This is a genomic window from Aliiglaciecola litoralis (assembly GCF_039523355.1).
In the GTDB taxonomy this organism is placed as follows: domain Bacteria; phylum Pseudomonadota; class Gammaproteobacteria; order Enterobacterales; family Alteromonadaceae; genus Aliiglaciecola; species Aliiglaciecola litoralis.
Map to the genome: position 1 here is coordinate 536,063 of NZ_BAAAFD010000002.1, position 13,226 is coordinate 549,288.

11 protein-coding genes are annotated in these 13,226 nt (G+C 43.4%); 7 read left to right on the forward strand and 4 right to left on the reverse strand.

The genetic code is table 11. The annotated features are described in order from the left end of the window. Positions 1-95 precede the first annotated feature (95 nt). From ABD036_RS06060 to ABD036_RS06090, 7 genes are all read left to right on the forward strand, one after another. Positions 96-938 (forward strand): transglutaminase family protein, encoded by an 843-nt coding sequence (locus ABD036_RS06060; protein WP_343857569.1) that lies wholly within the window; start codon positions 96-98, stop codon positions 936-938. A gap of 222 nt (positions 939-1,160) precedes the next feature. Then, complete coding sequence (locus ABD036_RS06065; protein WP_343857571.1) at positions 1,161-1,613, forward strand: TlpA disulfide reductase family protein; 453 nt, start codon at positions 1,161-1,163, stop codon at positions 1,611-1,613. Between the two features lie 12 nt (positions 1,614-1,625). Beyond that, complete coding sequence (locus ABD036_RS06070) at positions 1,626-1,850, forward strand: DUF4266 domain-containing protein (RefSeq protein ID WP_343857573.1); 225 nt, start codon at positions 1,626-1,628, stop codon at positions 1,848-1,850. Beyond that, positions 1,841-3,133, forward strand: coding sequence for a DUF3570 domain-containing protein (locus ABD036_RS06075; RefSeq protein ID WP_343857575.1), 1,293 nt, complete (start codon positions 1,841-1,843; stop codon positions 3,131-3,133). Before ABD036_RS06070 ends, ABD036_RS06075 begins: the two co-directional genes overlap by 10 nt. Positions 3,134-3,224: 91 nt before the next feature. Continuing rightward, a complete protein-coding gene (locus tag ABD036_RS06080; protein WP_343858013.1) occupies positions 3,225-4,058 on the forward strand; it encodes an FAD:protein FMN transferase in 834 nt (277 codons plus the stop codon). A 176-nt stretch (positions 4,059-4,234) separates the two neighbouring features. Continuing rightward, the gene (locus ABD036_RS06085) at positions 4,235-5,143 is read left to right on the forward strand and encodes a DUF6492 family protein (RefSeq protein WP_343857577.1); all 909 of its coding nucleotides are present in this window, start codon (positions 4,235-4,237) and stop codon (positions 5,141-5,143) included. A gap of 117 nt (positions 5,144-5,260) precedes the next feature. Beyond that, positions 5,261-7,282: a M3 family metallopeptidase gene (locus ABD036_RS06090; protein ID WP_343857579.1), complete on the forward strand. Its 2,022-nt coding sequence runs from the start codon at positions 5,261-5,263 to the stop codon at positions 7,280-7,282. 160 nt (positions 7,283-7,442) lie between these two features. Here ABD036_RS06090 and ABD036_RS06095 read toward each other — a convergent pair whose 3' ends face one another. The 4 genes from ABD036_RS06095 to ABD036_RS06110 form a co-directional block, all read right to left on the reverse strand. After that, entirely contained in the window at positions 7,443-7,652 is a 210-nt protein-coding gene (locus ABD036_RS06095; protein WP_343857582.1) for a cold-shock protein, read from the reverse strand. 429 nt (positions 7,653-8,081) lie between these two features. Next, the gene (locus ABD036_RS06100) at positions 8,082-11,324 is read right to left on the reverse strand and encodes an SPOR domain-containing protein (protein WP_343857584.1); all 3,243 of its coding nucleotides are present in this window, start codon (positions 11,322-11,324) and stop codon (positions 8,082-8,084) included. Positions 11,325-11,338: 14 nt separating this feature from the next. Beyond that, complete coding sequence (locus tag ABD036_RS06105; RefSeq protein ID WP_343857586.1) at positions 11,339-12,085, reverse strand: fimbrial biogenesis chaperone; 747 nt, start codon at positions 12,083-12,085, stop codon at positions 11,339-11,341. A 102-nt stretch (positions 12,086-12,187) separates the two neighbouring features. Beyond that, positions 12,188-12,697, reverse strand: a complete 510-nt coding sequence (locus tag ABD036_RS06110; protein WP_343857588.1) for a hypothetical protein — start codon at positions 12,695-12,697, stop codon at positions 12,188-12,190. Positions 12,698-13,226: the final 529 nt, after the last annotated feature.

Genomic DNA, 13,226 nt, shown 5'->3' on the forward strand with positions numbered 1-13,226 from the left:
TTACCCAACTTGATGCTTAGTCACAGTGTCGTGTGGGACAAAGTGATTGTGCTCGAATAACCAGAGCATGAGTTTACTTAATGCTGGAGCGCTAAATGAATTTTAAGATCATCCATGAGACAACCTATTTATTTAGTGACGAGGTTTTTTTAGAGCCACATATGCTGCGGTTTCGTCCTAAACAAACGGCCTTTATTGATGTTACTAGTTTTTCGATTGCGCTTGTGTCAGAGCCAGAAGGACACAGAGTGATAGAGGATGAAGAGCATAATGTTGTCGACTTTTGCTGGTTTGAAAAACTCACCAACAGTTTTGCGATTCGTGTCGAAAGTAGCTTGCAAACCAAAGCTTATAATCCATTTAGTTTTATCGTTCATCCAGACTACTTTAACACTGTACCTTTTACCTATTCTGACCATCAGTATCAAATACTCTACGCTTCTTTACAAAAAGCTCCCCTATCCCAGGAGTTGGTCGATTATGCTGACGCAGTGCTACACAGAGCAGAGTTTAGAACGATCACATTCGTAACCAACCTCACTATACAAATACACAAAGATTTTAGCGTGGAGTATCGTGAGGTTGGTGCGCCATTGTCCCCTCAGGATACCTTTACGATTAAAAAAGGGTCTTGCCGAGATTTGTCGTGGATGCTTATTAATCTGTTGCGTCATTATGGCATTGCGGCTAGGTTTGTAAGTGGTTACTTCTACTTTGATATGGAAGAACCCACTTATGAGTTGCATGCTTGGATAGAGATCTTTATTCCAGGTACGGGTTGGTTGGGGTTTGATCCTAGCCATGGGATCCTAACTGGCAATACCCACTTTCCTGTTGCTTCGAGTGCGATTGCGGAAAACACTATGCCGGTTTCTGGTGGTATTCGAGGCAGTGCAAGCTCACAACTGCTCACCAAATTGACCATACATAAACAATAGTGTGCTTTTTACGCCTTTGGTTTCACAAGTACAGCAAACACACTAGTTAGTTTGTGTGCCGTCTCAATCCTAATCCACGAGTGGTTCAACCGTTAAATAAGTGCTGCAAAATCACTCTTTGTTAATATTCACTTAAGTTTCAAACCTTATACTCACGGCTCATTATTACTTGAGTGTGACGTTATGCGGTTTTTACGGGTTTTATATATACTGCTGCTCCCAATGGCTGGCATAGCTCAGCCAGCGGCCGACTTTGATTTACAGCAATTGGATTCAACTACCGATTCGGTACTAGTGGACAAGCACTCGTTGGCCGACTTACAAGGTCAGGTAGTGTATCTCGATTTCTGGGCCTCATGGTGCAAACCCTGCCGTCAATCTTTCCCTTGGATGAATCGCATTAGTACAAAGTACGCAGAACAGGGGTTGGTCGTGTTGGCTATCAATCTCGATAAAGAGAGCCACTTGGCCAAGCAATTTTTGGCCAAATATCCGGCTCAGTTTCCAATCATCTATGATCCTAGCGGCAAGATTGCCAGTCAGTATCGTATTCCCGGTATGCCCACCAGTTATCTCATTGATAAGCATGGTCAATTACGCATTGCGCACAAAGGATTTCATTTACAAAAAGCACCCGATTACGAAGCCGAAATAGTATCGCTTCTAAATGAGTAAGAGAGTCAAAATATGAAAAATAAATTTAAATTAACCTTAGTCGCCATGGCGATTGTGCAGTTATCAGGTTGTGCCAGCTTAGGTGTAGAGCCTTGGGAGCGGGATCTATTAGCAAAAGAACAAATGGCGTTAGATTCTGAAGGGGTCGATATTGGGCTGGATGATCATATTTACTTTAGTAAAGAAGCCACCAGCGGTGGACGCTCTTTTGCAGGTGGAGGTTGCGGATGCAATTAACTCATCCTAAAAGTGTTAGCGCGATACTTGCCGCGGCATCCTGCACACTATTGGGCTCTCCAGTCCAAGCACAAGAAACCGTCGAAGATTGGCAGTTTGATACAGCAATTTTGTATTACGGGGAGTCGGATCGCGTTCAGTTAGTGGAAGGTGTTTTCAATGCCAACAAAGACTTTGGTAACGAACAGATATTCAACGGTAAAGTCGTTATCGATACACTGACCGGCGCATCTGCGTCTGGCGCTGTCGCCCAACCTGGAGTTCAAACCTTTACCCGTCCTTCGGGTAATGACAGCTATCAAATCGCCGCTGGCGAGACCCCGTTAGATGACACTTTCAGAGATACTCGTGTACAACTGAGCGGCCAGTGGACTCAACCTATTGCTGAAGATCTGCGAGCCAGCGGCGGACTGCAGGTATCCAAAGAATACGACTACTTGTCTATCGTCGGTAACGGATCTCTGGCGATGGATTTTTATAACAAAAATACTACTGTCACTGCGGGCTTATCTTACGCGTTAGATAGCATTGACCCAGTAGGCGGTCGCCCGATCGATTTTTCAAGCATGATTGTCGACTCAGGCCAGTTTAATAATACTGACGCTTATCAACAAGCGTTTGACGACACCCGAATTTATGGCAGTGAAGACAAAGACACCGTTGATCTGCTGTTTGGTGTAACCCAAATCATCAATCGTCGTATGTTAATGCAATTTAATTATAGTTTTTCTACGTCGGATGGTTATCACAATGACCCATACAAAGTGCTCAGTGTGGTAGATCAGCAAGGATTAACCCAAGACATATTGCATGAATCACGTCCTACGCAGCGCACCAAACACAGTGTGTACTGGCAGACAAAGTACGCGCTGGATCAAGGCGTAATTGACTTGTCCTATCGTTTCGCAACTGATGATTGGGAAATAGATTCTCACACCATCGACTCAAGACTAAGGTTTGATTTGTCAGAAACTAGCTACATCCAACCGCACTTTCGCTATTATCAGCAAAGTGCCGCCGAGTTTTATAATCCATTTTTGTTAGAAAGTGAGCCTATGCCAGAACATGCCAGCGCGGATTACCGACTCGGTGAAATGACGGCAATCACGGTGGGTATCAAATACGGTATGCAGTTACAAAACGGTCATGAATTGGCGTTTAGATTAGAGTATTACCAGCAAGATCCGAAAAATGCAGGTTTTGACCAACCCGGTGCTTTGGCGAGCTTAGATTTGTATCCGTCGGTAAAAGCGGTGATTGCACAGGTTAATTATCGTTTTTAGTGCAGTGGTATAAACTTAGCCGATGCAAGCGTTAACCCAAAACACCGAATTAGAAATCCGAAGCGACCACATCTGTGGTCGCTTTGCGGCTATGGCCAGTCCCTGTGAGATCTTGATTGATTCAATTAACAGCGAGCTAGGCACGCAAATCATCAATGCCGCCCATCAAGAGACCCAACGTATAGAAGACAAATTCAGTCGCTACCGGCAACATAATTTGATGGATAAAATCAATCACAGCAATCATCAGCCGGTGGCTATTGACGACGAAGCGTTTCGACTGCTGTGTTTTGCCGATACTTGTTTCGAACTTAGCGGCGGTATGTTCGACATAACCTCTGGAGTGCTCAGAAAAGCCTGGAGATTTGATGGCTCAGATCGCTTACCCAGCACAGCCTTGGTAGATAGTTTACGTTCAAGGATTGGTTGGAAACAGGTTAAATTTGATAGAAAGAGTATCACCCTACCCGCAGGATTCGAATTAGATTTCGGTGGCATTGGTAAAGAATATGCGGTGGACTGCGTGGCGAAACTCGCCCAGCAGATAGCGCCAACGGTGTCGGTGCTGGTTAACTTTGGCGGCGATATTCAAGTGACACGCCCACGTGCCAAACAACCTTATTGGCAGGTAGGAATAGAAAACCCCACTGACAATAAAAGTGGTACAGCAGTCGTCAATATTGCCAACGGGGGCTTGGCTACCAGCGGTGATGCTAATCGCTTTTTACTTAAAGATGGCGTCCGTTATGGCCATATTCTTAATCCGACAACTGGTTACCCGGTGCTCGATGCTCCGCGCTCCGTCACCGTGGCGGGACAACATTGTATTCAAAGCGGTTTGCTCGCCACCTTGGCTTTACTACAAGGCAAAGATGCAGAGTTGTTTTTAACTAAACAAAATGTCAAATATTGGTGTTTTCGTTAGTCTTAGTCGAACAGGATAATCGCGTTTATGGATTAATCTTAACTGCACCTTTGTTTATCAAATCAGGATTTTTGCTTGAGATTAAACTAGCAAGCGTTACCATATTCCCCTTAACGTACAGGCCGTAACACGCATTCTTTAATCGAAATAGAGCCGGAATAAAAAAGGGACAGCAGATGACAATTGGTGCGATTTTACCTTTGAGCGTCAGAGGAAGTTACGATGTAGATGATCTCGGTCGAACTGAAATTTTATTTAAAACACTCGACGCCTTTTGTCAGCCAGGGCTGTTTTCCAAATTTTTAATCGTAACTCCGCCGAGTGAAGTCGAGATTGTCACGCAAAAGGTGCGTAAATGGGCGCAATTTAATCCCGTGGTTATGTCAGAAGAAGAGCTTGTGCCTGAGCTAAAAAAACATCGGCACATGCGAGGCTGGCGTAAACAACAAATTGTGAAAATTGCAGCACATCGCGAATTTGAAGACGACTTCTATATTACCTTTGACGCCGACGTCATTTGCCTTAAACCATTGACTATCGACAAGCTCATCGATAACGGCAAAGCCTTATTACAATATGAACCCCGCTCTTTTCATCCTAAATGGTGGAAATCCTCAGCTCGGCTGTTGAACATGTCAGCCAATGTTGGCGACGCAACAAAAGGTATGCACGTCACCCCAGCAATTTTATCGACGGCGTTAGCCAAGCAGCTCACCGAAGAGCTAGCGCAAGTTTGGAAAAAAAATTGGGTTAACGCCGTGTGCTCACTGCACAATCCTAAACGCCCCAGCAATTGGCGCATATCACGCTTTTTGATGCTCAAATGGACTGAGTATTCGCTCTATTATCTGTGTGCGATGAAAAACAACAATCTCGACGATTATCATGTTACTGCGGGCAGCCAAACTCATCCACAATTGATGCTGATACACGACTCTCACCCATACGAAAGCTGGGATACGGCCAAAAGTTTCTCGGATCAGTGCCCCGGCCTGTTCTGTGTGGTGGGCAGTAAATCGAGGATCGAACCAGAAGAAGTATGGCAGCGAATTAGTCCGTTCGTTCCGAGCAAACAAGCGACCTAGTAACTTTATCTTAGTATTTCGACTCTTCAACTAAGTCATCTTGTCGTTCACAAGGTTTGTGAGGCATAGTGGTGAGTATAAATTAAACACTTGAAATCTCTAAATGGGAAAAATCGCATGAAACCAGTGTATATTGCTGCTCTTGCAGCGTTGTTTTTAACGGCCTGTCAACCTCAAGAAAGTGCGCAAGCGCCCGCTACCGATGCAGCAGCAACCAGTTCACCTAATGTATTGATCGACGGTATCGATTCATCACTCAGTGGCGAACAATTCACAGCCTTGTGCGATGATGTCATGGAGAAGGCACAAAGCGCGTTCCGTAAACTTGAAACGGACACGGGACCAGCAACCTTAGAATCAGTAGTAGGGGTGTTTGATCAGATCACCTATGATCTACAACCCATTCGTCATGCTTGGTATATGAAAGCCGTGCATCCGGATGAAAGTGTGCGCGAAGCAGCGACGCAATGCAGTCAACGCTATTCAGATTTTTCCTCACAAGTGGGTTTGTCGCGAGGCTATTATGAACGTCTTGCAGCCATTGATCTCAGCACACTGTCGGCGACCGATCGCTATATGGTAGAACAAGGATTAGCGTCATTTAAACGAGCAGGCGTTGATAAAGACCAAGCGACACGGGACAAAATCCGTGCGTTGCGCAAAGAAATTACCGAAATAGGTAACCAATTTGACAAGAATATTCGTGACGACGTGCGTTACGTAACCACCACAGTTGATAAATTAACTGGCTTGCCGCAAGACTACCTAGACGCAAGACCTGCAGATGAAAACGGACTGATTAAGATTTCAACCGACTACCCAGATATTAACCCTATCCTAAGCTACGCAGAGAATGATGATCTGCGTAAGCAATTGCGCATTGCTTCACGCTCCAGAGGCTACCCTCAAAATCAGGACATTCTTAAAACGTTAATTAAGAAACGTCATGAGCTTGCCAATTTACTGGGATTTGAAAACTTTGCCGCCTTGTCGATGGATGACAAGATGATAGGCTCACCGGAAAATGCCGATGCCTTCTTGACCAAAGTAGGCCTTGCATTAGCAGAGCCGGTGAAGAAAGAACTCGATATTTTGTTAGCGCGTTTGAAAAAAATCGACCCACAAGCCACCCAGGTACAAACCTGGCAAGTCAGTTATTTAATGAACTTGATCCGCCAAGAAGACTACGCATTAGATTCCAAAGAAGTACGCGAGTACTTTCAGTATGACAAAGTACGAGACGGGATTTTGCAGCTCACAGAAGATTTATTTGCAGTGGAAATTCGTCCTTGGAAAACTCAAACTTGGCATGAAGATGTTGAGACCTACGAAATTGTAGAGAATGGTCAAATCATTGGGCGTTTTTACATGGACAACCATCCTCGAGACAACAAATATAAACATGCAGCACACTGGGGGCTTCGTTCAGGCATAAAGGATAAGCAAATTGCCTTATCAGGATTAGCGCAAAACTTTCCTAAAGGATTGATGGAGCACGGTCAGGTAGAAACCTTTTTGCATGAATTTGGTCATTTGATCCACAATATATTTTCTGGCAACCAAAAGTGGTTTGCGATTACTGGTATGAGTATGGAGCGGGACTTTGTTGAAGCTCCCTCACAAATGCTTGAAGAATGGATATGGGATTACGATACCCTGAAAAAATTTGCGGTTAATAAAGAGGGTGAAACCATCCCCAAAGCGTTAGTAGATAAAATGGTAAAGGCGCGAGATTTTGGTATGGCCACTAACACCGCGACGCAAATCTACTATGCCAATCTGTCATTGAACTATTATAACCGCGAACCAGATAGCTTTGAGTTAGAGCCTTTGATGGTCAAACTGGCTGAAACATTTTCACCTTACCCGCACGTTGATGGAACCCATTTTTATGCTGCCTTTGGTCATCTGAATGGTTATTCTTCTAACTATTACACCTATCAATGGTCGCTGGCCATCGCTACTGATCTCTTTTCTAAATTCAAAGAAGCAGGTATGCGCAATCAAAAAGTGGCGGCCGAATATAGAGATAAAGTATTAGGTGCGGCGGGCAGTAAACCGGCAGCGGCTTTTGTTGAGGATTTTCTTGGTCGCCCTTTTAGTCCAGATGCCTACATCGACAAGCTAAAGTCTTTGTAACAAGGCTAGCCAAGGATAGTTAGTACGTAACCGAGTTGCCTTATCTCGAGTTCAGGTTAGATACAAAATTAAATTTCAGGCATTAAAAAAGGCAATCAACAGATTGCCTTTTTTCGTTATTAATTCAATCGGCCAGCTTTACACTAGCGCCAAGATTGATTTAGATAACTTGAATGTTCTCAGCTTGAGGACCTTTTTGGCCTTGGCCGATAGTGAATTCAACTTTTTGACCTTCTTTCAAAGTCTTGAAGCCGTCACCAACGATAGAACGGAAATGTGCGAATACATCTGGGCCGCTTTGCTGCTCGATGAAACCAAAACCTTTATCTTCGTTAAACCACTTAACTGTACCTACAACTTTATCAGACATTTTATATCTTCCTGTAATAATTAATTTTGTTGCCGTAAACGGCAGATTTAGCTTAAAAGAGACCGAACTTAAAAACGACAGGACGAAGAACAACGATATAACAACGAACATGTAGATATTTAACGGGGTTTTCTTAGCTGGGCGCAGAATACCTCATTTTCCTTACGAGTCAAACTAATAATGAAAATTAATTCAATTAAATCCGTGCCTTAAACTGTAACCTTTTCTCTCCACAGCCAATCTGAAAAACACGCGAAGTCCGCGTCAATCCCAAGCATGACAACAACTTGCAGTTTGTTTTTTGAACAGAAAATGTAATGGGGGAAAGGGTATTTGGGGCGAATTAAATTTACCTTATTAAGGAGGTTGGACTTACCTCATTACAGCGCTTAATTACAAAGCTCCTGAAGTTTGGTTCGTTGAACCTTGTTACAAAGGCGCTAACCACTGTGACGCTAATGTTGATTGTGAAATTGCAAATGGCTTTTGTGCGGATAATTTTGGCATATCCATTTGAGTTTTGCAGTCTTGAGGCGCATTAACTGGGCCGAAAAATACGCTGTAGTATCGCTGACCATTCACGACTCGTCGGGCAGCGAAAATACGCTTTAAGTCGTTAAGTAAGCTAGGTTTGATAGACGTTTGTGAACGATACGATGCCATAATACAAAAATAGCTATTAGTGTTAGCTTCTCTCACGGTTTGTAAACCATATTGAATATGTTGGTCAAGATTCAGTAACTCGTATTCTAAAGTCCATTGTGATGACCTGTATCGATCGGTCTGATTGATATAGGTATCCTCAAATATCATGTGTTCGCTTAGTTGCGATATGGCCTCTTGAGCTTCCTGATAGGTGTCATAACCTCCCAATACAACATGACTTAGGGCAGTGGTATGATTGCGATAAATACGCAAGTCATATTTTTCGGTGGGTAAGTGTTTAATTACCTCGATTATTGAACGGGGCTTTTTAAACGCCCCTAACTGCGCAAAAAATCCGGCTTTGGGTATATGATTGTGATTAATAGTCCTTTTTGGGGTTGGTTCGGGTCCGTGTTGGATCAACAATACATCGTTGATACGGATCGTATCGCCCAATTTTGGGGCATGAATGAATTCAGGTTGATTGGCCACAGCCAACTGATTTTTTGCCAGATAGTCGGGGTCGATTTGCAAGTAATAGGTTCCTGGCGCCAAGTTTGCGACATAAAAATACCCATCAATTTCCGTCACTGTGTCAGCAACGACGGATTGCTGCTCATCAATAATAGATAAACTTATGCCGCTTGCTCCCCTACTCGATTGGCCTTTTACTCGATATATTGCACCTTCTATGTCTGTAAAGGTGACAACCGGAAGTTCGACTCTATTGACTCCTCCTGGGTGCGTATCCACCATAACTAATTTTTGCGCTGGTTGCATGAAGGGGTCTGGCAGTGATGCTTCATCAATATGTAAAGATTGACGTCTAGAAGTTGTCGCTAACTGAACTTGGCCTTGGTCGTTAGTCCCATGGCCACGCCATTTTTGATTACCTGATATCAGCACATCAGACAGCGCTGAGTCTTCCTCATCAAATTGATTATTACGATTGTTATCCAGATAAGCAAAAGCATGAATATTGGCGACATTACCACCTCTTGGCCGGTAAAAATCTAAATCGCCTGAAAACGGGTTATATTCAATGTCACCGCTAATACCTAAGTTCATTCGCCAATGCCCACCGTCATCAACGGTCGCTGCCACCTGAAAATTGAACTCATCTTTGCGCAAGTTAAAACGATGCGAAAATGAAAATTTATCTTGTTGATTGGCGCGATATTCTAGCCGTGATTCATTGAACATCTGATATTTTTGCGGCCAGCGAATATTAGTATAGTAATTTCTTATCTTTTGCTGGTTCTCTGGCAACCATTCGAGTGAGTTAGAAAATTGGTAGCCTGATATATTTTTCGACCAGTAAATTCGATTCAGTAAACGCTGATCAGATGACTGAGAGTTATACGTTAGCGAAGTTGAAAACGTGCCTCCCAATAAGTTTTTATTAATACCAACATTTATCACTGAGGCGTTTTTACGCTCCCTGAATTCACGATACAGCACACTGGCATTCCAACCAATTCCGCCGCCTAAGTCACTACGCCCATTAAGTCTTAAACGAGACTCGGATTGAATTCCTCTATCTTGTTGATAGGCGTCACTACTGAAATCATGAAAAATACGCGTTGTGAGATTGGCTCTTAGCGCGCCTTGAATGTTGGCGTTGATACCAGCAAAAAACGCTTCTCCAGCTTCCAAGTCTTTGACCAGTTGCGTTTTAAACGCCATCGACTCAAAATTAAAATACAGTGCTGAAGATAGGTAGTTTTGCCTGCTTCCACGGCCTTTCAACTGGTAAGCAGATGCCTCAAGCGTCGTGCTGCTATTGACGCCATAGGAAAGCAACCCAGTAAGGCTTTGATCGTATTGGCTTTCATTAAGATCGTTGTCAATAACTCGAATTCGCGCATTAGAGGCTGTTACTTGATAACGAAGCTTACCTGGCGCTAGCTGTTCATTTCCCACGTTGACAGTCTGTGTCCTTACCTCTTGCTGCCCTTCCGGCCCGTAGAGTTTTATTTCAAATAAATTAGTGCCGTAAAAACTGTCCACTCCTTCAAATACCACTCGGTTAGTATCGTCAGCGAAGCGCTCTTCAATAAATTGTCCATTTCGAAATAGTTGAGCGCGCCATTCTGGCAGGACAGTTTCGGTAATGGTCAACTGAGAAAATGAACGAGTATAGTTGGCGTCAAAGTTATAAATAGAGAAACCTGCCGCTTGTTTGGCGCGCATAACGAGTTCATCACTTTGCAATTGCAAATCACCGATTTCGTAACGCAAAGCATGCGACGACGCTGAACCGTTTTCCAGTCCAACATTTCTGCTCAGGCGAAGAAATTGTTTAGTATCGTTTGCGTTGCGATTAATTCTGAACTCAGCGGCATGTTTTGCGATATCAAAAAAAGCGTTTACGCCAAGGTTAGTCTTTAAACCGGGCTCGTCATCTTGGTAACTGCCGTTTAAGCGATAGTTGAGCAAAGGAGGCGTCGCAAGCCAATATTGGTCCTGCACAATAGCATCCGGCTCAAGCGTCGTTGACGCAGTAAATGAAGGAACATCGATTGTACCTGTTGTTGCCAAGTTGGGAATGAGGCTGGGAGTTAGGATTTGTAACTGCTGTAGTTCATACATAAAAGTCGCACTGCCACCCAAGAGCCTGGGTAACACTCGCATATCTAGGTATATGTCAAAGTCATCTTGCCCCCAAACTAACCCTTGAGTGTTTTGGTCGCCAGACAAATCAATTGAGAATTGACAAAATTCATCAGCACTATGCGTTTTTTTCGAGCTGATTTGCAACGCAGATTGGTCGACATCCCACCCCATGCCAAGTAGCTCATTGAGCCCTTCCATAGGAACCAGAAATCTATCTTCATATTGGTATATATCAAAACCAGACGACAAAGGTCGGCCATTAACTCGTAGCAAACCGATTAACAAGCTATCCTCGGTTAACGCTATTTTTTGCCAATCAGTAACTCCCTCACAAGCATCGTCTGCGCTTGCGACCAAAGAGAAACTAAAGATAAACAAAAGGCAGAACCCGCCCACGGCTGCTTTATACATTAGGATGCAACGGGTTAGTTTATAATAACCGTAGTCTGTGCCTTTTCTGTGCCGCCATATAACGCAACCTCGCTGAATTTGACAGTAATTTTACCCGAAACATTTTGACTTAAAGGGATAATCACCCTACGTCTAGTCAACGGTTGATATACTGCTGAACTATTCAACACGCCGACTTCGTTGCCGTTGTCATCTTCGACAATAAAATTACCGAATACCGAGCGATTACCTTCCAACAACTGCCAAACTTCAATACTTGCTGTGTCTCCTACAGTCACTAGTTTAGCTTCAGTAAGCTTAGTACTGGCACTTAGACGGCCATGGCGAATAATAATAGGCAAGCTGTAAGCAAGCTTTGATTGCATAGCAACCTTGGTTGATTGCTCCATCAAGGGCGCGCTTGTCACCTTGAGAACGGCGCGGTATTCACCGTCTTTGAGGCCTGCCGGTTTGCGCACTGAGAATCGCAGAGCCTGGCGCTCACCGGGCTCGATAGTGCCGCGTTTGGGTGAATATCGCAATAAACCGATTGCAGAATAAGGGTCCTCTTCGACAACGTGCAAAGTACCCTCTTCCGTCATAGAAACTAGGCCCAGTTCAACCGCATAAGAAATAGCACGATCTCCTTTATTACGCAGTTGTAAAGCGTCATTTCGATTCGAATTATCAAAGTAGAGCCTAAATTTTGAAAGCGATAAGTTTGCTGAAACAGGTAGTGAAAGTGTGCTAAAGAACACAATTGACAATAGAATTTTGAACATGGTTTGTTTTTATCTCGTCAGTCAAAGACTTGCATGGCTTATGGTAACAAACACAAAAAAAGCAGCTAATCAGCTGCTTTTTTGGCACCGCTTAGATGTGTATTATTGAAACACAACATCTACTGTGTAGTCTACTGTATAGCTATTACCAGATGTCAGCCCTGTATCAACGGTGATGTCTCCGTATACATCTAGCGTAATCGTTGTACCAGAACCATCTACGGTAATGTTGGTTGCGATGCTATCAGCGATACCATCTGCATTACCTGTTCCTGCACTATTAACATCCCAATCTGCGTCGAAGGTTAAGTTGGCACTTGAGCTACCGCTAACCGTCACAGTCAGTGCAGTGTTAGCGGTTAAGTCCGTCAGCGAAACCTCACCAATCAATATATTAACATCAGACACATCACACTCACCTGTTACTGTGCCAGTGGCATCCATATTACAGCTTGACGTTGCAGTAGGCACAATAGAACCGAAATTCAAAGCGGCGACTTCAGTTATAGTTGGCTCGGTCAAGGCTGTTACCGTAGCTTGATAAGTTTCACTTGCTGCCATGGCAGAGGTAGATGCCAGCGTTAGCATTGTTACCGTGAGTATTCTTTTCATCATATTGTCCTCGGGTTTTAACTTTATTACTGATGCGTATCCCAGTAAGCGTAATGTTTTAGTCGGTCATACATGTCTCAATTTCTGATTAGAAGCAAGCTGGACTGTGGTAGACCTTCAATATAGAAACATAAGTTCATGAAATTGAAAAGTTTTATGAACTAGTGATAAATACCAAATGGGGAGTTAAAGTTACCTAACAACACAAAATAAAAAATGACAAACTATTATTTACATGTTAGGGGAATTCGAAATATAGCCGTTAGGTTTAATTAACGCATTGGCTAAAAGTCACGCTACAGTTGGATATAAAAATTTCACCTTGTGTTTTGTGATTTAAAAACCACCAACATTTGGTTGTTTTTTACGCTAAAACTGAAAGTATAGCCAAGCGCTTAAAGGTATGAATATGAATACCAAACATTGGCAATTAGCGATTGAAAAGTCTAACTTGATGTTGAATTCCTACTTCATTTAGTCTCATAAACGCCCATTCGCCAAGCTAATACAATGATGAAAATCCGCAATT